Source organism: Vibrio sp. Vb1166, from assembly GCF_033338695.1.
GTDB lineage: Bacteria > Pseudomonadota > Gammaproteobacteria > Enterobacterales > Vibrionaceae > Vibrio > Vibrio alginolyticus.
On record NZ_JAWOTE010000010.1, the window covers coordinates 109,404 to 134,048 of the forward strand.

The 24,645-nt window shown below is 45.6% G+C and carries 19 protein-coding genes; 10 read left to right on the plus strand and 9 right to left on the minus strand.

Features of this window, described 5'->3' with window-relative positions:
- The first annotated feature begins 44 nt into the window (after positions 1-44).
- The 3 genes from aceE (at position 45) to lpdA (ending at position 6,326) form a co-directional block, all read left to right on the plus strand.
- Entirely contained in the window at positions 45-2,708 is a 2,664-nt protein-coding gene (aceE, locus tag R7E51_RS12485; protein ID WP_005386612.1) for a pyruvate dehydrogenase (acetyl-transferring), homodimeric type, read from the plus strand.
- A 19-nt stretch (positions 2,709-2,727) separates the two neighbouring features.
- Positions 2,728-4,632 (plus strand): pyruvate dehydrogenase complex dihydrolipoyllysine-residue acetyltransferase, encoded by a 1,905-nt coding sequence (gene aceF, locus R7E51_RS12490; protein ID WP_206957705.1) that lies wholly within the window; start codon positions 2,728-2,730, stop codon positions 4,630-4,632.
- A 266-nt stretch (positions 4,633-4,898) separates the two neighbouring features.
- Positions 4,899-6,326, plus strand: a complete 1,428-nt coding sequence (lpdA, locus tag R7E51_RS12495; protein WP_005379993.1) for a dihydrolipoyl dehydrogenase — start codon at positions 4,899-4,901, stop codon at positions 6,324-6,326.
- A 145-nt stretch (positions 6,327-6,471) separates the two neighbouring features.
- Here the strand turns inward: lpdA and opaR are convergent, their stop codons facing one another.
- Entirely contained in the window at positions 6,472-7,086 is a 615-nt protein-coding gene (opaR, locus tag R7E51_RS12500; RefSeq protein WP_005379994.1) for a transcriptional regulator OpaR, read from the minus strand.
- A 319-nt stretch (positions 7,087-7,405) separates the two neighbouring features.
- Here opaR and hpt point away from each other — a divergent pair, with 319 nt between their 5' ends.
- Positions 7,406-7,936, plus strand: coding sequence for a hypoxanthine phosphoribosyltransferase (gene hpt / locus R7E51_RS12505; protein ID WP_005379995.1), 531 nt, complete (start codon positions 7,406-7,408; stop codon positions 7,934-7,936).
- Between the two features lie 77 nt (positions 7,937-8,013).
- Here hpt and can read toward each other — a convergent pair whose 3' ends face one another.
- Positions 8,014-8,682, minus strand: coding sequence for a carbonate dehydratase (gene can / locus R7E51_RS12510; protein ID WP_005379996.1), 669 nt, complete (start codon positions 8,680-8,682; stop codon positions 8,014-8,016).
- A gap of 281 nt (positions 8,683-8,963) precedes the next feature.
- Here can and R7E51_RS12515 point away from each other — a divergent pair, with 281 nt between their 5' ends.
- From R7E51_RS12515 to R7E51_RS12530, 4 genes are all read left to right on the plus strand, one after another.
- Entirely contained in the window at positions 8,964-10,634 is a 1,671-nt protein-coding gene (locus R7E51_RS12515) for a SulP family inorganic anion transporter (protein ID WP_206957703.1), read from the plus strand.
- Between the two features lie 250 nt (positions 10,635-10,884).
- Positions 10,885-11,802, plus strand: a complete 918-nt coding sequence (locus R7E51_RS12520) for an ABC transporter ATP-binding protein (RefSeq protein ID WP_151515106.1) — start codon at positions 10,885-10,887, stop codon at positions 11,800-11,802.
- Complete coding sequence (locus tag R7E51_RS12525; protein ID WP_005386598.1) at positions 11,803-12,573, plus strand: ABC transporter permease; 771 nt, start codon at positions 11,803-11,805, stop codon at positions 12,571-12,573.
- Between the two features lie 127 nt (positions 12,574-12,700).
- Entirely contained in the window at positions 12,701-13,630 is a 930-nt protein-coding gene (locus R7E51_RS12530) for a Kdo(2)-lipid IV(A) acyltransferase (RefSeq protein ID WP_137282350.1), read from the plus strand.
- A gap of 53 nt (positions 13,631-13,683) precedes the next feature.
- Here the strand turns inward: R7E51_RS12530 and panC are convergent, their stop codons facing one another.
- From panC to sfsA, 7 genes are all read right to left on the minus strand, one after another.
- Complete coding sequence (panC, locus tag R7E51_RS12535; protein WP_005380005.1) at positions 13,684-14,589, minus strand: pantoate--beta-alanine ligase; 906 nt, start codon at positions 14,587-14,589, stop codon at positions 13,684-13,686.
- 11 nt (positions 14,590-14,600) lie between these two features.
- Entirely contained in the window at positions 14,601-15,395 is a 795-nt protein-coding gene (gene panB / locus R7E51_RS12540) for a 3-methyl-2-oxobutanoate hydroxymethyltransferase (protein WP_005386592.1), read from the minus strand.
- A 24-nt stretch (positions 15,396-15,419) separates the two neighbouring features.
- A complete protein-coding gene (gene folK, locus R7E51_RS12545) occupies positions 15,420-15,905 on the minus strand; it encodes a 2-amino-4-hydroxy-6-hydroxymethyldihydropteridine diphosphokinase (RefSeq protein ID WP_005380007.1) in 486 nt (161 codons plus the stop codon).
- A complete protein-coding gene (gene pcnB / locus R7E51_RS12550) occupies positions 15,902-17,269 on the minus strand; it encodes a polynucleotide adenylyltransferase PcnB (RefSeq protein ID WP_042521348.1) in 1,368 nt (455 codons plus the stop codon). Before pcnB ends, folK begins: the two co-directional genes overlap by 4 nt.
- Before the next feature lie 102 nt (positions 17,270-17,371).
- The gene (gene gluQRS, locus R7E51_RS12555) at positions 17,372-18,235 is read right to left on the minus strand and encodes a tRNA glutamyl-Q(34) synthetase GluQRS (RefSeq protein WP_042521350.1); all 864 of its coding nucleotides are present in this window, start codon (positions 18,233-18,235) and stop codon (positions 17,372-17,374) included.
- 95 nt (positions 18,236-18,330) lie between these two features.
- Positions 18,331-18,777: an RNA polymerase-binding protein DksA gene (dksA, locus tag R7E51_RS12560; RefSeq protein WP_005386584.1), complete on the minus strand. Its 447-nt coding sequence runs from the start codon at positions 18,775-18,777 to the stop codon at positions 18,331-18,333.
- Positions 18,778-18,913: 136 nt separating this feature from the next.
- Positions 18,914-19,630, minus strand: coding sequence for a DNA/RNA nuclease SfsA (gene sfsA, locus R7E51_RS12565; RefSeq protein ID WP_017635909.1), 717 nt, complete (start codon positions 19,628-19,630; stop codon positions 18,914-18,916).
- A 66-nt stretch (positions 19,631-19,696) separates the two neighbouring features.
- Here sfsA and hrpB point away from each other — a divergent pair, with 66 nt between their 5' ends.
- A complete protein-coding gene (gene hrpB / locus R7E51_RS12570) occupies positions 19,697-22,165 on the plus strand; it encodes an ATP-dependent helicase HrpB (protein WP_206957701.1) in 2,469 nt (822 codons plus the stop codon).
- Positions 22,158-24,530 carry a penicillin-binding protein 1B gene (gene mrcB / locus R7E51_RS12575; protein WP_005380020.1) on the plus strand — a complete coding sequence of 791 codons (2,373 nt, stop codon included), beginning with the start codon at positions 22,158-22,160 and terminating at the stop codon, positions 24,528-24,530. The genes hrpB and mrcB overlap by 8 nt, the downstream gene beginning before the upstream one ends.
- Positions 24,531-24,645: the final 115 nt, after the last annotated feature.

Consider the following 24,645-nt stretch of genomic DNA (forward strand, 5'->3'; position numbering starts at 1 on the left):
GTTACTTAAATAAGTAGATCCAACCAACAGAAGGATAGATCGCCATGTCTGATATGAAGCATGACGTAGATGCACTGGAAACTCAAGAATGGCTACAAGCGCTTGAGTCAGTTGTACGTGAAGAAGGTCTAGAGCGTGCTCAATTCCTATTAGAGCAAGTTCTAGATAAAGCACGTCTAGACGGTGTTGATATGCCAACAGGTATCACAACTAACTACATCAACACGATTCCTGCAGACCAAGAACCAGCATACCCAGGTGACACAACACTTGAGCGTCGTATTCGCTCAATTATTCGTTGGAACGCTATCATGATCGTTCTACGTGCATCTAAGAAAGACCTAGAGCTAGGCGGCCACATGGCGTCTTTCCAGTCTTCTGCTGCGTTCTACGAGACATGTTTCAACCACTTCTTCCGTGCACCAAACGAGAAGGATGGTGGCGACCTAGTTTACTACCAAGGTCACATTTCACCAGGTATCTACTCACGTGCATTCGTTGAAGGTCGTCTAACTGAAGAGCAGCTAGACAACTTCCGTCAAGAAGTAGACGGCAAAGGTATTCCTTCATACCCGCACCCTAAACTGATGCCTGAATTCTGGCAGTTCCCGACAGTATCGATGGGCCTAGGTCCAATCGCTTCTATCTACCAAGCTCGTTTCCTTAAGTACCTAGAAGGCCGTGGTCTTAAAGATACTTCAGAACAGCGCGTTTACGCGTTCCTAGGTGACGGTGAGATGGATGAGCCAGAATCACGTGGTGCTATCTCTTTCGCTGCGCGTGAGAAACTAGACAACCTATGTTTCCTAATCAACTGTAACCTACAGCGTCTAGATGGCCCTGTAATGGGTAACGGTAAGATCATTCAAGAACTTGAAGGTCTGTTCAAAGGTGCTGGTTGGAACGTAGTGAAGGTAATCTGGGGTAACAACTGGGATTCACTACTAGCTAAAGATACGACTGGTAAGCTTCTACAGCTTATGAATGAAACGATCGACGGCGACTACCAAACATTCAAATCAAAAGATGGCGCGTACGTACGTGAGCACTTCTTTGGTAAGTACCCAGAGACAGCTGCACTTGTTGCTGACATGACTGATGACGAAATCTTCGCACTTAAGCGTGGTGGTCACGAGTCTTCTAAGCTATACGCGGCATACAAAAACGCGGCAGAAACTAAAGGTCGTCCAACAGTAATCCTAGCTAAGACTGTTAAAGGTTACGGCATGGGTGAAGCGGCTGAAGGTAAGAACATCGCGCACCAAGTTAAGAAGATGGACATGACTCACGTACTACACCTACGTGACCGTCTAGGTCTTCAAGACATCCTAACTGACGAAGCAGTGAAAGAACTTCCGTACCTGAAACTTGAAGAAGGTTCAAAAGAGTACGAATACCTACACGCTCGTCGTAAAGCGCTACACGGCTACACGCCACAGCGTCTACCAAAATTCACTCAAGAATTCATCGTTCCTGAGCTAGAAGAATTCAAGCCACTACTAGAAGAACAGAAGCGTGATATCTCTTCTACTATGGCATTCGTACGTGCGCTAAACGTTCTACTTAAGAACAAGAACATTGGTAAGAACATCGTTCCTATCATTGCTGACGAAGCACGTACATTCGGTATGGAAGGTCTGTTCCGTCAAATCGGTATCTACAACCCGCACGGCCAAACTTACACACCAGAAGACCGTGGCGTTGTTTCTTACTACAAAGAAGCGACTTCAGGTCAGGTTCTACAAGAAGGTATCAACGAGCTAGGTGCTATGTCTTCATGGGTTGCTGCTGCGACTTCATACTCGACAAACGACCTACCAATGATCCCGTTCTACATCTACTACTCAATGTTCGGCTTCCAACGTGTTGGCGACATGGCGTGGATGGCTGGTGACCAACAAGCACGTGGTTTCCTACTAGGTGCAACTGCGGGTCGTACAACGTTGAACGGTGAAGGTCTACAGCACGAAGACGGCCACTCGCACATTTTGGCGGGTACGGTTCCTAACTGTATTTCTTACGACCCAACATTCGCGTACGAAGTAGCAGTAATCATGCAAGACGGTATCCGTCGCATGTACGGTCCAGAACAAGAAAACGTGTTCTACTACCTAACGCTAATGAACGAAAACTACGCAATGCCAGCAATGCCAGAAGGCGCTGAAGAAGGCATCCGTAAAGGTATCTACAAGCTAGAAACTTACACGGGCGACAAAGCGAAAGTTCAGCTAATGAGCTCTGGTACTATCATGAATGAAGTACGTAAAGCAGCTCAAATCCTAAGCGAAGATTACGGTGTTGCTTCTGATGTTTACTCTGTAACGTCATTCAACGAACTAACTCGCGATGGCCAAGATGCAGAGCGTTTCAACATGCTTCACCCAGAAGCGGAAGCGAAAGTACCTTACATCCAAACAGTAATGGGTACTGAACCTGCTATCGCAGCAACTGACTACATGAAGAACTACGCAGAGCAGGTTCGTGCATACATTCCTGCTGAGTCTTTCAAAGTTCTTGGTACTGATGGCTTCGGTCGTTCAGACAGCCGTGAAAACCTACGTCGTCACTTCGAAGTGAACGCAGGTTACGTAGTAGTAGCAGCGCTAACTGAACTAGCGAAACGTGGCGAAGTTGAGAAATCTGTAGTTGCAGAAGCAATTAAGAAATTCGACATCGACACAGAGAAAACAAACCCGCTATACGCTTAATTAAGAAGGTAGATAAGAAATGGCAATCGAAATTAATGTACCAGACATCGGTGCGGATGAGGTTGAAGTTACTGAGATTCTTGTAAGCGTTGGCGACAAGGTTGAAGAAGAGCAGTCTCTGATCACAGTTGAAGGCGATAAAGCTTCTATGGAAGTTCCTGCTTCTCAAGCGGGTATCGTTAAAGAAATCAAAGTTGCAGAAGGCGACAAGGTTTCTACTGGTTCTCTAATCATGATTTTCGAAGCCGAGGGTGCAGCTGACGCTGCACCTGCTCCTGCGGCAGAAGCAGCTCCAGCAGCAGCTCCAGCTCCAGCAGCAGCGGCAGAACTAAAAGAAGTTCACGTACCAGACATCGGTGGTGATGAAGTAGAAGTTACCGAAATCATGGTTGCCGTTGGCGACAGCATCGAAGAAGAGCAATCTCTTCTAACTGTTGAAGGCGACAAAGCTTCTATGGAAGTTCCAGCGCCATTCGCAGGTACTCTAAAAGAGATCAAAGTTGCAGCAGGCGATAAAGTATCGACTGGCTCACTTATCATGGTATTCGAAACAGCAGGTTCAGGCGCTTCAGCAGCACCAGCACCAGCGGCAGCTGAAGCTCCTGCGGCAGCAGCTCCAGCAGCTTCTGCGGCAAAAGAAGTGAACGTTCCAGATATCGGCGGCGACGAAGTTGAAGTTACTGAGATCATGGTTGCGGTTGGCGACACAGTGGAAGAAGAGCAATCTCTAATCACTGTTGAAGGTGACAAAGCTTCTATGGAAGTTCCTGCACCATTCGCTGGCACAGTTAAAGAAATCAAGATTGCAGCTGGCGACAAAGTGTCTACTGGCTCACTAATCATGGTATTCGAAGTGGCGGGTGCAGCACCTGCTCCTGCAGCAGCTCCAGCTCCAGCTCAAGCGGCAGCACCTGCAGCTCCGGCTCCTAAAGCAGAAGCTCCGGCGGCAGCAGTTCCAGCAGCGACTGGTGATTTCAAAGAAAACGATGAGTACGCTCACGCGTCTCCAGTTGTTCGTCGTCTAGCGCGTGAATTTGGCGTTAATCTTTCTAAGGTTAAAGGTTCTGGTCGTAAGAGCCGTATCCTAAAAGAAGACGTTCAAGCTTACGTGAAAGATGCACTTAAGCGTCTTGAGTCTGGCGCAGGTGCAGCAGCATCTGGCAAAGGCGACGGCGCGGCTCTTGGTCTACTACCATGGCCAAAAGTGGACTTCAGCAAGTTTGGTGAGACAGAAGTTCAACCGCTATCTCGCATTAAGAAGATCTCTGGCGCAAACCTACACCGTAACTGGGTAATGATCCCGCACGTTACACAGTGGGATAACGCAGACATCACGGCTCTTGAAGCATTCCGTAAAGAGCAAAACGCGATTGAAGCAAAGAAAGACACTGGCATGAAGATCACACCACTTGTGTTCATCATGAAAGCGGTAGCTAAAGCGCTTGAAGCGTTCCCAGCGTTCAACTCTTCTCTATCAGAAGACGGTGAGAGCCTAATCCTGAAGAAATACGTGAATGTTGGTATCGCGGTAGATACACCAAACGGTCTAGTTGTTCCTGTATTTAAAGACGTGAACAAGAAAGGCATCTACGAGCTATCTGAAGAGCTAATGGCGGTTTCTAAGAAAGCACGTGCTGGTAAGCTAACTGCGGCTGACATGCAAGGTGGCTGTTTCACTATCTCTAGCCTAGGCGGTATCGGCGGTACGGCGTTTACTCCAATCGTAAACGCACCAGAAGTTGGTATCCTAGGTGTGTCTAAGTCAGAAATGAAACCGGTATGGAACGGTAAAGAGTTCGAACCGCGTCTACAACTTCCACTGTCTCTATCATACGACCACCGTGTGATCGATGGTGCTGAAGGTGCGCGCTTCATCACTTACCTAAACTCATGTCTATCTGACATTCGTCGTCTAGTTCTGTAATAGAAATTAGATGAATGAGAGGCGGCAACTTAGCCGCCTCTGCTAATCATAATTACCGACAATTTGGTTATCAGCCTTGCTTCGTTCAGGGTTTTCACAATCGAATTGTTGTCTAGCTCACAGGCTAAATTGATTTACTTTTCACACCATTAACATCTCTGTAAACTGTTAGCGGTCTGAAAATAACTGTTTAAAACAAATCTCTCTTAAACATAAAAATCGATACCCACTCAGCCTGTTAGGGATAATGACTACAAGAGGTCAAAATGAGCAAAGAAATTAAAGCCCAAGTTGTTGTACTTGGTTCTGGTCCTGCTGGTTACTCCGCTGCATTCCGTTGTGCGGATTTAGGTCTTGAAACTGTACTAGTTGAACGTTACAGCACGCTTGGCGGTGTATGTCTGAACGTGGGTTGTATCCCATCTAAAGCACTGCTTCACGTTTCTAAAGTAATTGAAGAAGCGAAAGCGATGGCTGACCACGGCGTTGTGTTCGGTGAGCCTCAAACAGACATCAGCAAAATCCGCATCTGGAAAGAAAAAGTTGTTAACCAACTAACTGGCGGCCTAAGCGGTATGGCTAAGATGCGTAACGTAACAGTGGTTAACGGTTACGGTAAGTTCACTGGCCCTAACTCTATCCTTGTAGAAGGCGAAGGTGAGCCTACAGTTGTTAACTTTGACAACGCAATCGTTGCGGCTGGTTCTCGTCCAATCAAACTGCCATTTATCCCGCATGAAGACCCACGTATTTGGGACTCTACTGACGCTCTTGAACTAAAAGAAGTGCCAGAAAAACTGCTTATCATGGGCGGTGGTATCATCGGTCTAGAAATGGGTACGGTTTACCACTCTCTAGGTTCTAAAGTTGAAGTTGTTGAAATGTTTGACCAGGTAATTCCTGCAGCAGACAAAGATATCGTGAAAGTATTTACTAAGCGTATCAAAGACAAGTTCAAGCTAATGCTAGAAACGAAAGTAACAGCAGTTGAAGCAAAAGAAGACGGTATCTACGTTTCAATGGAAGGCAAGAAAGCGCCAGCTGAAGCTGAGCGTTACGATGCGGTTCTAGTTGCTATCGGTCGTGTACCAAATGGTAAGCTAATCGACGGTGAAAAAGCGGGTCTAGAAATTGACGAGCGCGGCTTCATCAACGTTGATAAGCAAATGCGTACTAACGTTCCTCACATCTTCGCGATCGGTGATATCGTTGGTCAACCAATGCTTGCTCACAAAGGTGTGCATGAAGGTCACGTAGCTGCTGAAGTTATCTCTGGTAAGAAGCACTACTTCGACCCTAAAGTTATCCCTTCAATTGCGTACACTGAGCCAGAAGTGGCTTGGGTTGGTAAGACTGAAAAAGAAGCGAAAGAAGAAGGCATCAAGTACGAAGTAGCAACATTCCCATGGGCAGCATCAGGTCGTGCAATCGCATCTGACTGTGCAGACGGTATGACTAAGCTAATCTTCGACAAAGAAACTCACCGCGTAATCGGTGGTGCTATTGTTGGTACTAACGGTGGTGAACTACTTGGTGAAATCGGCCTTGCAATTGAGATGGGCTGTGATGCAGAAGATATCGCTCTGACTATCCACGCTCACCCAACTCTACACGAGTCTGTAGGTCTAGCTGCTGAAGTATTTGAAGGTTCAATCACTGACCTTCCAAACAAAAAAGCAGTTAAGAAGAAGTAAGCTTTTTCTGACTGAATGATAGAAGCCGCTGCATTGCAGCGGTTTTTTTATGCTTGTTACATAGGAATATAAATGTGTGCTTAGCTGACAGCAGACAATAAAAAGCCCACCAAACGGTGGGCTGACATATATTACTAGTTAAGCTTTAGTGTTCACGGTTGTAAATGCAAAGCATATCTAAGTATGAATTCACTAGATGTTTCAGTTCCGCTTCACCTTTAGCGCGGTTCGCTTGGACAAACAGTGAGTAACAAATACCGTGGAACAGGTTTGCCAAGTGTTCTGAATCGTGCTGGTCACACACCTCACCGCGTTCAATTGCTTTAATGAACATGTTTTGTACCAGCAACTGGTTAGTACGGTTAGTTGAAACAAACAATGGCCATACTTCATCACGTGTTGAAGCACTCCACTCGAACCATACTTTTAGCCAGTGACAGTCTTGGCTGACAAGCTCGATCATCGCATTAGTAATATTGGCGATGTTTTCACGTGCATGTAAGTCTAGGTCTATGTTATCCGATAGGAAGTTTGAGAACTGACGTACGACGTGATTGAGAACTTCATCCACCAAGTCTTCGCGTGTAGGGAAGTAGTTAAAAACAGTCGCCACAGAAACTTGAGCAATTTCTGCGATATCTGCGTGACCACCACGACCGATGCCGCGGCGCGCAAATACTTCCAATGCGATTTCCATTAACTGTTGCTTACGCTTAATTGGAGAAAGCCTAGTTCTAGGTCTCTTTGCAATTGAGTCCATATCCATTTTCCTTGCCATTTGAGTTGATATTGGGGGTAACCCCCTAATTGATTATTTTAATAGTTGCTTAAAGCAGTGATGAGTGTAATGGTGCATATGCACAAGGTCAACATCTGTAGAACAATTTATATACAGTAATGTCATTATTATTGATAAATTTAGCTATGAACTTTATAAAACTAAGACCTTCTTCCAAGATTTTTTGGCAACAGGATGCGACTTTCAACCCAATGAACGTGGTGATACACTACACGCCGTAAGATTAGGTGATCGTTTGCGTGCGACTTACCTCAACCCACAAATTTAGATTGAGCACAGTATGAAACATACAATAGAAGTCATGATTTCTGAGCAAGAAGTTCAGGAGCGAGTTCGTGAATTAGGCAAACAAATTACAGAGCGTTATCAAGGTAGTGAAGATCTTGTGTTGGTAGGCTTATTGCGTGGCTCATTTGTATTTATGGCAGACTTGGCACGTGCTATCGAACTGACTCACCAAGTTGATTTTATGACAGCGTCAAGCTACGGCAATACGATGGAAAGCTCACGTGACGTTCGTATCTTGAAAGATTTGGATGATGACATCAAAGGTAAAGACATTCTGCTTGTTGAAGACATCATTGACACTGGTAACACACTAAATAAAATCCGTGAGATTCTTTCGCTACGTGAGCCGAAGTCTATCGCGATTTGTACGCTCCTAGATAAGCCATCTCGTCGTGAAGTGAATGTTCCTGTGGATTGGATTGGTTTCGAAATTCCAGATGAATTTGTCGTTGGGGTGGGTATTGATTACGCGCAGAAATACCGCCACTTACCATACATCGGTAAAGTTGTACCTCAAGAATAATCATTGAGTTCAGCATTAAAAATATAAAAAAACGCCCATCTAAGATGGGCGTTTTTCGTTCAACTTTTAGATATGACTTAGCGACAAAGGAGCTTGTTGTCTGTATTTAGAATCGTCGAAAGAGCTTTCTGGTAAGACGCTTCTACGGTTTCCTTAGAGTTAGAACGAATGCCTAAGTACTCTAAGCGACCATCTTCAATTCCGTATACCACACCATGAATTTCAACATCTTGCCCACGCTCCCAAGCGTTTTGCAGGATGGTTGAGTTACCCAAGTTGTACACTTGCTCTGCAACATTAAGCTCGCCTAGTTTATCCGCTCGATCTTGTTGCGGCATTTGATCTAGGTAAGTGCGGTGTTTGAAATAGATATCTCTGATATGTAACAGCCAATTATTAATAAGACCTAGCTTAGGGTTATCAATGGCTGCGTTTACGCCACCACATCCATAGTGTCCACAGACAATGATGTGTTTAACCTTAAGCACATCTACGGCGTACTGGACGACAGATAGACAGTTGAGATCAGTATGGATAACTTGGTTTGCAACATTCCGATGAACAAAGAGTTCACCTGAGTATAGTCCGGTTAGTCGCTCGGCAGGGACGCGGCTATCAGAGCAGCCAATCCAAAGAAAATCAGGCTTTTGCCCCTCAGCGAGTTTTGCGAAGTATTCAGGTCGATCAGATTTGATCTCTTGAGACCATTTCGAATTGTTTTCAAATAACTGTTTTATTTCCGGCATTTTGCAAACTACTTCCCTTAAAAGACAAAATCGCTGCCGCTGTTTGTGTGCACATGCAAGCGATCAGTGTTGTAACTATACACAATGTTACAATTTCGATCTCGTTAAATATTCGTCAGATAGGACTCATCTGACTAGTTTTCATTAAGAAAAAAGTAAAATCTGGTGAAACTATTTGTGGTGTGAATTTAGCCTTAATCTATTTATGGTTTAAATTTTCGCCTAGCTCGTTAAAGTAGTGATATTTTACTTTTTAAAATTGAATGCAGGGAAAATCAGCAGTGTTCGGTAGTCGTTTTGAAGATATCAATTTCAAAGGGGATGTATTTGGCGGGGTAACCACGGCGATTATCTCTCTCCCTCTGGCGTTAGCGTTTGGTGTTGCATCCGGAGCCGGTGCTGAGGCCGGCCTTTGGGGAGCAATAATGGTCGGTTTGTTTGCCTCGTTATTTGGTGGTTCTAATACGTTAATATCAGAACCGACAGGGCCAATGACGGTAATCATGACCGCAGTATTAACCAGTATGATGGCGAAATACCCAGAAACGGGCATGGCTATGACTTTCACGGTTGTCATGATGGCTGGCGCGTTCCAAATCCTATTGGGGACGTTAAAACTGGGTAAATACGTTACCTTAATGCCTTATAGCGTTATTTCCGGGTTTATGTCTGGCATTGGTGTGATTCTTATCATTCTGCAGTTATCGCCTTTGATGGGGTATGCTGCGCCTTCAGGGGGAGTACTCGGAACGTTATCTGCTTTGCCGGAGACCATTTCTAACCTTAAGTTCAGTGAGTTGTTTTTGGGACTACTGACTTTGGGGATTCTTTTTTTCTTCCCTAAGCAATATCGTAAATACGTTCCTGCACAGCTCGTGGCATTGGTCGCGGTAACTTTATTGTCTGTGATTCTCTTTGATACAGAAGATATTCGTCGTATCGGTGAAATTCCTGCTGGGTTACCTTCTCTCGTCGCCCCTTATATTGACACAGATATGTTTGTCGAGATGGTCATTGATGCATTAGTGCTCGGCACGTTAGGTTGTATTGATACTTTGTTAACGGCGGTTATCGGTGACTCATTAACTCGTAAAGAACACGACTCAGATAAAGAGCTGCGAGGTCAAGGGTTAGCTAACATGATCTCAGGCTTGTTTGGTGCGCTGCCGGGGGCGGGGGCTACCATGGGGACGGTAACGAATATCCAAGTTGGGGCTCGTTCGCCATTATCTGGTGTGATTCGCGCACTAATGTTGGCGTTGGTTGTACTGGTTGCTGGCGGGTTAACAGAGCCAATCCCGATGGCTGTGTTAGCAGGCATTGCTGTGTATGTTGGCTTTAACATCCTAGACTGGAGCTTTATTCAGAGGGCACATAAGGTAAGCTTTTCCGGAATGGCGGTGATGTATGGCGTTATGCTGCTTACAGTATTCGTTGATCTTATCGTTGCGGTGGGTTTAGGCGTCTTTATCTCGAACATTATCATCATCGAGCGTTTGAGCCGAGAGCAGGCGCGACAAGTAAAAGCGATCAGCGACGCGGATGAAGATGATGTGCCGCTGACTGACAGCGAGCGTGGTTTGTTGGATCGTGCTAATGGTAAAGTGCTGTTCTTTTATCTTTCCGGTCCGATGATCTTTAGTGTTTCTAAAGCCATTTCACGTCAGCACTCTAGTATTTCGGACTATGACGTGATGATTCTCGATCTTACGGATGTACCAATGATTGATGTGACCGTCGGTTTGGCGTTAGAGAATGCGATTAAGGATGCTCTCGATGCCAATTGTGCCGTGTATTTATTATGCCCGAATGAGCGAACACGAGAACAGCTAGAGAAATTCCATGTGATTGACCTTGTGCCTGATGAAAATATGTACCAATTCCGTTACGAAGCATTGAATGCGGCGGTGGCACATGTTGAGGCAGACCAGTATCAGCGCATAACGGCGTAATCATTCTGACAGTTAAAAACGCAACAGTGTCCTGTTGCGTTTTTTTATGCTCTATTTTGTCTTACTCAGAGATAACCTTTACGAGGTAAGGGTTATATTTCCAATATTATCGAAAGGTTTATTTGTAATCATCGTTATTCAACGATAAACTGATGGACCTCCAATACGATACCCAAGGCGATTTTGTAGTAAACCGCTGCTAAATATGAGTCGGTATTAGTAATCACAAACAAACGGCAATCAAGACCTTATGTACGCATTAGAAATTGAACAACTGCGCAAGACGTATGCAGGTGGCTTTGAGGCGTTAAAAGGTATAAGTCTCCAAGTGAAAAAGGGTGACTTCTACGCGCTTCTGGGTCCCAATGGTGCAGGAAAATCGACCACGATTGGCATCATTTCCTCCTTAGTGAATAAAACCTCCGGAACGACGAAAGTTTTCGGTTATGACATTGATACCGACCTCGAATTGGCCAAGCAGAATTTAGGCTTGGTGCCACAAGAGTTCAACTTCAACCAGTTTGAAACCGTTGAGCAAATTGTGATGCAGCAAGCTGGCTATTACGGTGTGTCTAAAGTATTAGCCAAAGAAAGAGCAGAAAAATACCTGAAAAAATTGGATTTATGGGAAAAACGCCAAGAGCGTGCTCGTAACCTATCCGGTGGGATGAAGCGTCGTTTAATGATCGCAAGAGCTTTGATGCACGAGCCGCAGTTACTCATTTTAGATGAACCAACGGCTGGAGTGGATATTGAACTACGCCGCTCAATGTGGGGGTTTCTGAAAGAGATCAACCAAGAGCAAGGAATTACGATTATTTTAACGACACACTACCTAGAAGAAGCGGAGATGCTGTGTCGAAATATCGGCATTATTAATCGTGGTGAGCTGATTGAAAATACCACCATGAAGGCGTTACTAGGTAAGCTAAGCGTCGAAACATTTATCTTGGATGTTGAGTCAGAAGTCGAGGTGCCTGAGCTTGAAGGTGTTAATCGACAAAGTATTGTTAATGGCTCTTTAGAGATAGAACTAGATAAAAGCCAAGGATTGAATTCGGTATTCAGTCAGTTAACAGAGCATGGCATTAAAGTTCTCTCAATGCGTAACAAAGCCAACCGACTTGAAGAGTTGTTTGTCAGCATTGTAAGAGAGGGGAGTAATTAAATGTACGGTTTATATTGGACGGCATTTCGCAGCTTGCTGAGCAAAGAAGTCACTCGTTTTACACGTATTTGGGTGCAAACCTTAGTGCCGCCAGCCATTACGATGACGTTGTACTTCATCATTTTCGGCAATCTTATTGGCTCTCGAATTGGTGAGATGAGCGGCTTTAGTTACATGGAGTACATTGTTCCAGGTTTGATCATGATGTCGGTGATCACCAACTCATACTCGAACGTGGCGTCGTCATTCTTTAGTGCAAAGCTACAGAAGAACATTGAAGAACTGCTGGTGGCACCGGTACCAAACTATGTGATTATTGCTGGCTATGTGATGGGCGGCGTGACTCGAGGTTTGTTGGTCGGTGCAATTGTTACTTGTGTGTCACTTTTGTTCGTTGATTTGCAAGTGGAGCACTGGGGCATTATTGTCGCGACTGTCTTCATGACGTCGGTGGTATTTGCTCTCGGTGGCTTGATCAATGCGGTTTACGCAAAAACGTTTGACGATATTTCGATCATCCCTACGTTTGTATTGACTCCTTTAACTTACTTGGGAGGAGTCTTTTATTCGATCAGTCTGCTGCCTGAATTTTGGCAAGGCGTTTCTAAGATCAACCCAATTGTCTACATGGTGAATGCGTTCCGCTACGGCTTTTTAGGTGTCTCGGATGTGGGCATTGTCACGTCATTTAGTGTACTTGCAGTGTTTGTTGTTGCACTGTATGCCATTGCGCATTATCTAGTAACCAAAGGGATTGGGCTAAGAAGCTAAGCCATTCTCATAAAGCAAAGAGCGGCGATTCATGCTGCTCTTTCGCGTGCATAACAATACATACCCATACAATTTTTCGGTTTTTATCATGGTAGGTTTCAATCATTTGTAATAAATGAGTGATCCTATGAATATTGTCCCGCCGCCCCCTTTCTCCTATCAGTTACTTAAGCCCAAATATTGGTCTGTATGGTTGGCATTTGGATCTTTAGCGATTCTTGTTAATGTACTGCCATACGTAGTATTACGAATCTTAGGTAGAAGCATCGGCTGTATTGCGATGCATGTAATGAAGCGCCGACACAAGATCGCTCTGCGTAATCTCCAGCTATGTTTCCCTGATTTTACGGATTGGCAATGTAAGGACGTAGTACGAAAAAACTTTCAATACACTGGAATGGCGATCATCGAAACCGGTATCGCCTGGTTTTGGCCAGATTGGCGGATACGTCGGATAACCTCTATTGTTGGAAAAGATCGTTTACTCGCTGAGGAAAAGAATGGACGTGGTGTGTTGGTGGTGTGCAGTCACCATTTAAACTTGGAGATAACCGCTCGTATTTTTAGCCAGTTTGCCCAAGGCTATGGCGTTTATCGCCCAAATTCGAATCCTGCTTATGAGTTTATTCAACATCGAGGTCGAACTCGTTTTGGACATCAAATGATTGATCGAAAAGACGTGAAATCAATGCTCAAAGTTCTGAAGAGTGGTCATCGACTTTGGTATTTGCCCGACCATGATTATGGCGTTAGCCATTCTGTTTTTGCGCCGTTTTTTGCTGTTGAACAAGCGGCGAGTACCGTCGGGTCTAGTGTTCTCATTGATGCAACAAAGTGCGCGGTTATATCTGGCGTTACAGTGAGTAAAAATCACCATTACACGCTGTACATTGGAAAAGACATTAGCGAGCGTTTCGAGAGACGTAATGCGGTTAAAGCGGCAAGCATCTTGAACCAAGAGCTTGAGAAAATGATAAAACGTGATATTCCAGCGTGGATGTGGCTGCACAAGCGGTTTAAAACTCGCCCTGAAGGGTTAGATTGCGTCTATACGTAGAGTATAAAAAAGGTCGACTAAGAGTCGACCTTTTTACTTTTATGACTCAGAGCTTACTCTGCGCTCTCTGAGTTTGTATTGTTAGATTCAGCTTCTTCCTTCGCTTCGACAACCATATCTACCGTTTGGTTATCGATAAGACGAGCTTTGCCTAGGAACGCAGACATCAGAATGACAGCTTGTGTCGTTTCTGGTGTGATCACTTGTAATGTACGAGCATCACGAATGAAGATCTCATCAGGGTGCAGACCTGCAGCTCGAAGTTGGTCGCTTGCATCTTCGATGATCGATGCGTAGTCATCGCGGCCACCGCGAATGGCACTGCTGATCCAACGCATTGTACGAGCAAGTACAGGAGCACGTTGACGCTCGTCCAGCGTAAGCAAGCCATTGCGTGAACTCATTGCTAAACCGTCCATTTCACGTACGGTTGGTACACCGATGATTTCAATGTCCATTGCTAGGTCATCAACCATCTTGCGGATAACAGCAAGTTGTTGGAAGTCCTTCTCGCCGAAGCACGCGACATCCGGTTGTACGATGTTAAACAGCTTATTCACAATCGTCGTCACGCCACGGAAATGACCTGGTCGAGACGCGCCTTCGAGAATTGTTGATAGGCCAGGGACATCGACGAAGGTTTGCTTATCCAGACCTTCAGGGTAGATAACTTCTGGTGTTGGCGTAAATACCACATCGACCCCTTCAGAGGTTAACTTGCTTAAGTCTTCCTCTAGCGTGCGTGGGTAATTATTTAAATCGTCAGCACGATCAAACTGCATCGGATTAACAAAGATGCTTACGACAACGATATCAGCGTATTCGCGTGCTTTACGCACTAAAGTTAAGTGGCCTTCGTGAAGGTTGCCCATGGTAGGGACAAACGCCACTTTACGACCTTCACGTTTAAAGGTTTTAAGGTGTTCACGAACTGCTGAGATTTCCGCAAAAGTTTGCATGCATTTATCCTCTAGGCAATGGTATGAGCGTCGTCTGGGAATACACCGTTGGCTACATCTTCAATGTATTTAGTAACGGCTTTGCGCATATCACCTGTTTCAGCAAGAAAGTTTTTGGAGAATTTCGGCATGTAGTTGGCAGAAATACCAAACATATCATGCATTACGAGAATTTGACCATCTGTTACGTTACCTGCACCAATACCGATAACAGGAACGTCAAGCACTTGCGTAATACGTTCAGCAAGCTCAGCTGGTACGCATTCTAGTAAGACGATTTGAGCGCCTGCTTCTTGCAGCGCTAATGCGTCTTTTACCATGCGGTCTGCTTTTTCTTGATCGCGACCTTGGATTTTGTAACCACCAAAAATATTAACAGCTTGAGGAGTTAAACCAAGATGAGCACAAACTGGAACTGATCGTTCAGTGAGCATTTTCACCGTGTCGACAAGCCAGTCACCACCTTCAATTTTTACCATATTGGCACCAGCACGCATCAGTTTAGCCGCATTTTCGCAAGCTTGCTCTGGGGTGGTGTAGCTCATGAATGGCATGTCTGCCATCAACAAACAATTTGGGCTACCAGCGCGTACGCAACGAGTATGGTAAGCGATATCATCGACCGTTACTGGTAGAGTATCGTTGTGACCTTGCAAAACCATACCTAGAGAATCACCGACAAGAAGTACTGGCATTTCTTGGCTTTCAAACAGTTGGGCAAAGCTCGCATCATAAGCGGTTGAAGTAGCAAATTTACGACCTTCTTGCTTCCACTTGATTAGGTCGTTGATGGTCATTTTTTTCATGGTTTTATCCTTACTAGGAGTTGGCTATGACTGCCAGATACTGAGGCCGTTTCTATCTACTTGTTCCAGTAGTTTAGAGACCTCGGTCCCATCAGGGAGTTGTAAACTTGGTGCAATTTCCGCAAGAGGGTAGAGTACGAATTCACGCTCTTTCATTCCATAATGAGGAACGATCAGCCTCTCGGAATTAATCACCTCATTGCCATAAAGCACAATGTCGAGGTCCAAGGTTCTTGGTCCCCAGCGTTCGTCTTTACGGACACGCCCTTGTTCTTGCTCTATAGCTTGTGTGCAATTGAGCAATTCAATAGGCGTCAAACTGGTGTTAATAGACACAACCGCATTGATGTAATCCGGTTGGTTTTGTGGCCCCATTGGCGTGCTGCTGTATAGCGAAGAAGCTTGAACAAACTCTGATTTAGGCAGCGTTTTTAATGCTTCAATCGCTTGCTTCGCTTGGCTGACAGGATCAGCCAAGTTACTGCCTACCGCAATGTACGCTGTAATCATGATTTGGGCTTACTCTTTTTCTTGCGATAAGTTTTACGGCGGCGCTGGCCTGTTTTCGGTGATTGACCGTCTAAGTCGGCAGCCATTGCTTGACGCATTTCTCGGCCTGCATTTTGAAAAGTTTCCCACCACTTGGCAAGCTTCTGAGTGTCACCACCTTCAATTTCACCGCGCATTTCAAGAAAATCAAAGCCAGCTCTAAATTTATTGAGCTCCATAAGACGGAATGCGCGTTTACCGTTACGTCGTGGAAGACGAAGCTGTAACTGCCAAATCTCGCGAATGGTTGCGGTGTGGCGTCTTGGAATGGCAATTGTGCGAACTTGCTCGTCAAGAATGATGTTGCTCGCTTCCATAATGGCGTCGTAATGGCCTAAGTTGCGCTCTTCCATCAGTTCATCGGCTTTCGCACACAGTGGGTACCACAGCATTGCAGCAAACATAAATGCTGGATTGATGCGTTTCCCATCTTCGATGCGCATGTCGGTAGAATCTAGGACAAGATCCAACATCTGCTCAGTGTGAGAGGAGTAATCTTCTGTAAAGTGCGCTGCAATCGTCGGGAATAGTTGCTGGAATAGGTTGTACTCACGCAGTAGGTGGTAGGTTTCTAAGCCATGACCGGATTGCAATAATTTGAGTGACTCTTCAAAAAGACGCGCTGACGGAATGTCACCGAGCAACGGTGCCATGTGTTCGATTGGCGCTGCGGTGTCTTCTTCAATATCAAAGTCTAGTTTTACCGCGAAACGAACCGCACGCAGCATGCGCACAGGGTCTTCACGGTAGCGTGTTTCTGGCTCACCAATAAGTCGAATTAGGCGATCTTCTAAATCTTCAATACCACGTGCGTAGTCGTGAATCGAGTAATCTGCGATGTTGTAGTACATCGAGTTAATCGTGAAATCACGGCGCTCAGCATCTTCATCGATGGTGCCGTAGACGTTGTCACGCAGCAGCATACCCTCTTTTGATTGCTGAGAAATGCTCTTATTCTTTTGCTCTTGGTGGTGACCACGGAATGTCGCAACCTCAATGATGTCTCGGCCAAACATAATATGAGCCAAGCGGAAGCGGCGACCAATCAAACGGCAGTTACGAAATAGCTGTTTGATCTGTTCCGGCGTTGCGTTGGTCGCAATGTCAAAATCTTTTGGTTTTTGTCCAAGCAGTAAGTCTCGAACCCCGCCACCCACAAGAAAAGCATCGAAACCAGCACCATTTAGGCGGTACAGTACCTTCAGCGCATTATCACTGATCTGCTTACGCGAAATGTTGTGCTCTTCACGAGTTATTACATTGAGAGCGAGCTCTGGAATTGTGGCAGGTTCGCTTGGTGTATAGTCGTTTGTATTCATGTGCATCTGGCAATAACTGGGTTTAATCCAATCTTGCTTTGGTTAGTTTTATACGCCTCTAGGGCCTAATTTTCGGCTAATGATAGCCTACACAATGCCATTTGAGAATCACGGTGTGATCTCGATCTCTGCTGGAAGCTGTTCCAACCGCCAGTTTTCGCAGCCCCAACTAAGAATATCTTCTATGTTGGCCGCCCTTACGGTTTCAGGTATCTCGAAACCTAAAAATGTCATGGCGCGCAATAGAGTAGGTTTTGGTGTATCTATATCAATAGCCGTCGCGTGATTTTGTTTCGACAATTTATTGCCGTTGTTGTCCATCGCCAATGGTAAATGCAAGTAGCTAACTTCTGGCTGACCAAGTATTTGGTACAGGCTAATTTGACGCCCTGTCGGCTCGATTAAGTCTGCACCTCGCACGACTTCTGTGACGCCTTGGTCGATGTCGTCCAATACTACCGCAAGATTATAAGCAAATAATCCATCTCGACGTTTAATAATGAAATCTTCATTAACGAGTTGCTCTGGAATAGTAATGGTTCCCCGCTTTTGGTCGAGGAAATGAGCGACAGGCTTGGTCATTTTTAGGCGAATCGCGCCGTCTTTCAAGTTTTTATCGCGGCAAGTGCCAGGATAAAAACCGCCATGCTCTTTAATTTGCTTACGAGTACATTGGCAATAATAGGCTTCCCCATTTTCGAGCCATTTGTTTATTTGAGCTTGGTAAAGGTCGTGACGTTCGCTCTGGTATACCACTTCTCCATCCCAATGCAGCTGATAGGCCTTGAGTGCCTCTAGGATAAGTTGCGCTGCACCTGGCATTTCTCTTGGTGGGTCTAAGTCCTCAATACGTACTAACCAAGCTCCGTTTTGTGCTTTCGCTTGAAAATAACTGCCAAGAGCGGCAATCAGTGAACCAAAATGCAGTGGACCAGAAGGAGATGGGGCGAATCGACCTACATAGCGTGTCATGCGTGTATCTCGAATTTAGTAAACAAATAGGGTGCGAAGATAGCCAAAACAAAAAGGGAGCCTGAGCTCCCTTCAACAATCATAATGCTTGGTGATTAACCTTGCATTTGCTTCTCTTTGATTTCTGCAAGTGTTTTACAGTCAATACAAAGGTCAGCGGTTGGACGTGCTTCAAGACGGCGAACGCCAATCTCTACGCCACAAGACTCACAGAAGCCAAAATCGTCTTCTTTGATTTTATCCAAAGTCTTTTCAATCTTCTTGATCAAACGGCGTTCGCGGTCACGGTTACGCAGTTCTAGGCTGAACTCTTCCTCTTGAGAGGCGCGGTCAACTGGATCTGGGAAGTTTGCTGCTTCGTCCTGCATGTGGTGAACAGTACGATCCACTTCAGCTCTTAGCTGGTCGCGCCAAGCTGTTAAGATTTTCGTAAAGTGTTCAACCTGCTCTGGTGACATGTACTCTTCACCAGGTTTTTCCTGATATGGCTCCACGCCGGCAATGGCTAGGATGCCTATCGTTTTCTTCTTTGATTCTGGCATACAGCATCTCCTACTTACACCTAGTCAACTGCTACGCAGTCAATTTAAGGCGGGTATCTATAGCAAAAAGAGGCGGTGCAAGCAAATACTGAATCGCAAAGTTATCGTCAATGTGAAGACGACATCATTTTTTCTCTTAATTGATAAAATCAATAGCGGAAATCAGCTTCATTCCAGTATCGCTCAGTTCAGCTTTGTAGCAGAGAACTTCCACTCCAGCGTCTTGTGCTTGTTTGAGTAATAGTGAATATTTCGCGTCTATATGGTGCGCCGCGGATACTTTTTCAATACCTGAATGTAAAACAGTGAATAAAAGTATGGCTCTACTTCCATTTTGTGCCATTTCTGTGAGCTCTCTCAGGTGTTTTTGTCCCCGAGTCGTGACCGCATCTGGGAAGTATCCTTGTCCAGTAGAGTCGGTCTCATCAAGAAGAGTGACGCTTTTCACTTCTATATAGCACTTTGGCTTGTCGTCTGCGCTGAGCAAGATATCAATTCGGCTATTTTCATTGCCGTATTTCACCTCAGTTTGAAGTGTGTCATAACCACAAAGCTCTGAAATGACATTATTTTCAATAGCCTCTACGGCTAATTGATTGGCGCGCGCGGTATTGATACAAATACGGTGGCCTTGTTCGGTTTCACTCAACTCCCAACTATTGGGGTATTTTCGTTTCGGGTTGTCGGAAGTAGAAAACCAAACCTTGTTTCCGGGCGTTGCACAACCCGTCATTGCACCTGTATTTGCGCAGTGGATTGTACGGATTTCACCAGTATCGAGCTCGATATCGGCAAGAAAGCGTTTATAACGTTTGAGTAGAGTGGCGGACTCTAAAGCGGGTGTGAAATGCATTTGCTTATTTAGACAAAAAATTTTTTATGTACAATGTTGCCACCATTACACCATAAGGTATTTTCTTTGTCACAATTGCCGATTGAAGCCGTGATGCCTGAGTTGCTGACGGCGGTCAAAAATCAACATCAAGTGATCTTAAAAGCGGCGCCTGGTGCCGGTAAGTCGACTTACTTCCCTTTGCAGTTACTCTTAAATCATTCGGTGGCTAGAAAAATCGTCATGCTTGAGCCAAGACGACTCGCGGCGCGTAACATTGCCCGTTATCTTGCTGAGCAATTGGGAGAGCATGTAGGTCAACGCGTGGGTTATCGAGTCCGTGGTGAGGCAAAGGTAAGCTCAGCAACGCAGCTGGAGATCGTAACCGAAGGGATCATGACTCGGATGATTCAAACTGACCCTGAACTGGATGGGGTTGATCTACTGATCTTTGATGAGTTTCATGAACGCAGCATTCATGCCGATACCGCTTTGGCATTCAGTTTAGAAGTTCAAGAGGCATTGCGAGACGATCTCAAGCTGGTGGTAATGTCGGCAACGCTTGACCAACAAGCATTACAATCGTTGTTGCCGGAAGCCAGTTACATTGAATCTGAAGGGCGGAGCTTTGATGTGGCAATGCGCTACCAGCCGTTAGGTGTGAACGAGCATTTACCTACGAGTATGGCAAAAACAATAGAAAGTCTTATGAACAAAGAGTCTGGATCTTTGTTAGCTTTCCTACCGGGTGTTGGTGCCATAAAACAAGTTGAAGAGCGGTTGTCTCATTTAGCGGATGATATCGACGTATGCCCACTTTATGGTCAACTGAGTTTTGCAGATCAACAAAAAGCGATTACGCCAGCAGAACAAGGTAAGCGTAAAGTCGTTCTAGCGACCAACATTGCAGAAACTTCACTAACGATTGAAGGCATTCGCCTCGTCGTTGATTCTGGGTTAGAGCGTGTTGCCCGCTTTGATTTGAAAAACGGTTTAACACGCTTAGAGCAAACACGCATTGCACAGTCTTCAGCGATTCAGCGTGCAGGACGAGCGGGACGAATAGAAGAGGGCATTTGTGTTCGTCTTTATTCTGAAAGCCAGTTCAAGCAGCAACCGCTGGTTCCCCAACCCGAAATTTTGCATTCCGATTTGGCTAGTTTAGTTATGGAGCTTGCCTTTTGGGGAGCGAGTGATATCCACGATCTAAAGTGGCTTGATGTTCCAGCTAATGCGTCATTGGAACAAGCGAAGCAGCTATTGGTGTCATTGGGACTACTGACGGAAAAAGGGCAATTAACGTCCGAAGGAAAACAGGCGCATGAACTAGGCGTTGAGCCTCGTGCGGCTGCGATGCTAATTAAAGCGCAATCTTACAGTGATAAGATGTTAAATGCTGCTTTGGCGGCGGTCGCACTGATTGAAGAGCCAGAGAGGAGTGTTACCAATATCGCTCATAGCTTGCATCGTTGGCTTGTTGGTACTCATCCAAAAAAGTCGATGTTGTTCAAGCGTGCTCAATCTCTAGCGTACAAATTGGATACGGTATTTGACCTGAAAGGCGTGGATGAAGATGCATTACCGCTGGTGTTAAGTTTGGCATTTCCAGATCGCATTGCGCAGCAGCGCACAAATCAATTTGGGCGATTTACTTTGGCTAATGGTCATGGTGCAGAATGTCGTCAGGAAGACATGCTAGGTGGCTGTGAGTATTTGGTTGCCGTTGACTTAATGCGTTCTCATTCTAACTCAAGTCAAATTCATTCGGCATGTGAATTGGATGTCAATATATTGCGAACGACCTTTGATACGCTATTTTCGTCTGAAGAAGTAGTGGACTGGGATGAAAAAAGAGGCCGTCTAATAGCTGAGCGACAAACAAAACTCGGTCTGCTGGTCGTTGAACGCGAGCCGTTGCCAAGCCTGGGCAAAGAAAAAATGACACAAGCTTTACTCACGTATGTCCGCCGCCAGGGCTTACAGAGTCTAAACTGGACACCGGCAGCGGAGAGCTTGTTGGCTCGGATTCGTTGTGCGGTGGAATGGTTACCTGAGCAGTCATGGCCAGTGTTTGATGAAGCCAGTTTGCTGGATTCATTAGAGGAGTGGTTAGAACCATACATGACGTCTGTCAGCTCGGTTAAAGACCTGAGCAAGATAAACTTGGTCGAAGCGCTTAATGCTCTATTAGGTTGGCCACTCAATCAACAACTGGATGAATGGTTACCTGAGCATTACCAACTACCCACAGGTTCAAAGAAGCGTATCCGTTACCAATATGGCCACGAGCCGATATTATCGGTGCGTATGCAAGAAGTATTTGGGGAGAGTGGTTCCCCAACGGTGGCTCTTGGCCGCAAGCGTTTGGTGCTTGAACTGCTTTCACCGGCACAACGTCCATTGCAAGTAACGTCGGACTTGGCGGCTTTCTGGAACGGAAGCTACAAAGACGTTCAAAAAGAGATGAAAGGGCGCTACCCAAAACACGTTTGGCCAGATGATCCTGCCAATCATGTAGCAACAACGAAAACAAAAAGACAATTGAATAATGACTGACAGCAAGAAGCCTAGCGCGAAAAAAGCGCCAGCGAAGAAAAGTACAACCAATAAAGGAACCGCAAAACAGACTCGACGTACGCCGAGTAAAAAGCCGACTAACGAGAAACGTTCGTGGTTGAAAGTTCTGTGGTCGTTTAGCTGGAAAGCTGGCGTTGCACTTGCCGCTGTTTTGCTGTTTGTTGGGATTTACTTAGATAGTGTGGTGAAAGAACGCTTTGAAGGCCAGCTGTTTGAGCTGCCAACGGTGGTTTATGCCCGTATCTTGAATCTAAGCCCTGGTGAGAATATCACCATCCAAGAACTGCGCAACGAGCTAGATGTGTTGAATTACCGTAAAGTGAGTCAACCTCGTTACCCAGGTGAATATTCCTCTTCTTCCACTCGGATTGAATTGATTCGTCGTCCATTCGAGTTTGCCGATGGTCCCGAGCCGGATCGTCACATTATGCTGCATTTCTCTGATTCCGGCTTGCAACGTATTCAGTCTTTAGAATCTCGAGGAGACCTTGGTTACTTGCGCCTAGAACCGAAGATGTTGGGCATGCTGGAGAAAGACCGTGATGAACAGCGCCTTTTCTTACGTCGTGATCAGTTCCCTGAAATTTTGGTGGATGCACTGCTTGCGACCGAAGACCGGGATTTTTATCAACATGACGGGGTGTCACCGCTCGCGATTGCACGTGCATTGGTTGCGAACATTAAGGCGGGTCGTACTGTTCAAGGTGGTAGTACGCTGACTCAGCAATTGGCAAAAAACCTGTTTTTGACTCGTGATAAAACACTGTGGCGTAAAGTTCGAGAAGCGTATATCGCGCTAATTTTGGATTACCGTTACAGCAAAGATCGTATCTTAGAAGCCTACCTAAACGAAGTGTACCTAGGTCAAAGTGGAGGTGAAGCGATCCACGGGTTTGGCTTGGCGTCGCGTTACTATTTTGGGCAGCCAATTCAGGAGTTGCGAATCGATCAATTGGCGATGTTAGTTGGGATGGTAAAAGGACCGTCTTACTACAACCCAATTCGTTACCCTGAGAGAACGAAAGAGCGTCGTGATCTCGTTCTGCGCCTGTTAATGCAGCAAAACATGTTGACTTCAGAGCAGTATGAACAAGCTGTAAGTCGTCCACTCGATACGCAAAGCAAGCCACGTATTGCGAGCCGTCAGCCAGCTTATTTCCAACAATTGAGTATTGAATTAAAAGAAAAAGTTGGGGAGCGATTTAAGGCAGAGACCGGACTGCGCGTATTTACGTCTCTGGACCCAGTATCGCAAAGCAAAATGGAACAAGCTATCGCGAAAAAGATCCCAGAACTAGCTAAACGGGGTGGTAAAGAGTTAGAAGCCGCAGCTGTGGCCGTTGATCGCCATAGTGGTGAAATCCGTGCGATGGTAGGTGGTAAACGTGTCGGTTATGAAGGCTTTAACCGCGCGCTCAATGCCAGTCGTCCGATTGGTTCTTTAGTGAAACCAGCGATTTACTTAACGGCTCTAGAACAACCGGATAAATACAACCTAGGCACGACGCTACACGACACGCCGTTAAGTCTGAAGAGCAGTAAAGGTAACGTGTGGACGCCGCGCAACTACGATAGAAAATATCGTGGTGATGTGCCACTTTACATTGCTTTAGCGAAATCACTTAACGTACCGACCGTGCGCTTAGGTATGGCACTTGGCATTCCTGAAGTGTCCAATACTTTAGAGCGTTTGGGCGTGAACAAAGACGAAATTCGCCCAGTGCCTTCGATGTTTTTGGGTTCGTTTTCTTTGACGCCATTCGAAGTTGCACAGATGTATCAGACTCTGACGAATTCAGGTAAGCGTGCAAAACTGACCGCTCTGCGCTCAGTCATGGATATGGAAGGTAATGTGCTGTATCAATCCTTGCCTCGTTCATCAAGAGCCGTGGATGAACAAGCTGCATGGCTAACGACCTACGCGATGAAACAAGGGGTTGCTCAAGGCACTGGCCGCTTCTTACAAAGCCAGTTTGGTTGGGCTGCATTGGCAGGAAAAACGGGTACCAGTAATGACAACCGCGATAGTTGGTTTGTCGGTGTTGATGGTCGTGAGGTGACGACAATTTGGCTAGGCCGTGACGATAATAAACCCGTGAATCTAACGGGGTCGAGTGGTGCATTACGAGTGTACGCAGAGTACTTGAAGCAGCGTATTCCTGAGCGCTTAGAGCTCCCATGGCCAAGAGAAATCACCACATTAGGGTTCAAGCCTACATCTGATGGAGGTTTAGAAATGAACTGCCGTAGTGATTACAAACTGCCGGTTTGGGATAAAACCGGTCAGATAAAGCAACAGTGTGAGAAGAAATCAAACTGGTTAAATAGCATATTTGATTGGTAGCATCGCCAAATCAACAACATTAGCTTGTTTATCTGATTAATTCTTAGTACATATTAGGGCGTGTTAGTACAGTACTGCTAGCACGCCCTACTTGATCAGATATTCAATAAAGGAA

What these genes read in the sequence shown, in the direction of transcription:
- aceE (WP_005386612.1), top strand. Translation starts at nt 45, where the DNA reads ATGTCTGATATGAAGCATGACGTAGATGCACTGGAAACTCAAGAATGG.
- aceF (WP_206957705.1), top strand. Translation starts at nt 2,728, where the DNA reads ATGGCAATCGAAATTAATGTACCAGACATCGGTGCGGATGAGGTTGAA.
- lpdA (WP_005379993.1), top strand. Translation starts at nt 4,899, where the DNA reads ATGAGCAAAGAAATTAAAGCCCAAGTTGTTGTACTTGGTTCTGGTCCT.
- opaR (WP_005379994.1), bottom strand. Translation starts at nt 7,086, where the DNA reads ATGGACTCAATTGCAAAGAGACCTAGAACTAGGCTTTCTCCAATTAAG.
- hpt (WP_005379995.1), top strand. Translation starts at nt 7,406, where the DNA reads ATGAAACATACAATAGAAGTCATGATTTCTGAGCAAGAAGTTCAGGAG.
- can (WP_005379996.1), bottom strand. Translation starts at nt 8,682, where the DNA reads ATGCCGGAAATAAAACAGTTATTTGAAAACAATTCGAAATGGTCTCAA.
- R7E51_RS12520 (WP_151515106.1), top strand. Translation starts at nt 10,885, where the DNA reads ATGTACGCATTAGAAATTGAACAACTGCGCAAGACGTATGCAGGTGGC.
- R7E51_RS12525 (WP_005386598.1), top strand. Translation starts at nt 11,803, where the DNA reads ATGTACGGTTTATATTGGACGGCATTTCGCAGCTTGCTGAGCAAAGAA.
- R7E51_RS12530 (WP_137282350.1), top strand. Translation starts at nt 12,701, where the DNA reads ATGAATATTGTCCCGCCGCCCCCTTTCTCCTATCAGTTACTTAAGCCC.
- panC (WP_005380005.1), bottom strand. Translation starts at nt 14,589, where the DNA reads ATGCAAACTTTTGCGGAAATCTCAGCAGTTCGTGAACACCTTAAAACC.
- panB (WP_005386592.1), bottom strand. Translation starts at nt 15,395, where the DNA reads ATGAAAAAAATGACCATCAACGACCTAATCAAGTGGAAGCAAGAAGGT.
- folK (WP_005380007.1), bottom strand. Translation starts at nt 15,905, where the DNA reads ATGATTACAGCGTACATTGCGGTAGGCAGTAACTTGGCTGATCCTGTC.
- pcnB (WP_042521348.1), bottom strand. Translation starts at nt 17,269, where the DNA reads ATGCACATGAATACAAACGACTATACACCAAGCGAACCTGCCACAATT.
- gluQRS (WP_042521350.1), bottom strand. Translation starts at nt 18,235, where the DNA reads ATGACACGCTATGTAGGTCGATTCGCCCCATCTCCTTCTGGTCCACTG.
- dksA (WP_005386584.1), bottom strand. Translation starts at nt 18,777, where the DNA reads ATGCCAGAATCAAAGAAGAAAACGATAGGCATCCTAGCCATTGCCGGC.
- sfsA (WP_017635909.1), bottom strand. Translation starts at nt 19,630, where the DNA reads ATGCATTTCACACCCGCTTTAGAGTCCGCCACTCTACTCAAACGTTAT.
- mrcB (WP_005380020.1), top strand. Translation starts at nt 22,158, where the DNA reads ATGACTGACAGCAAGAAGCCTAGCGCGAAAAAAGCGCCAGCGAAGAAA.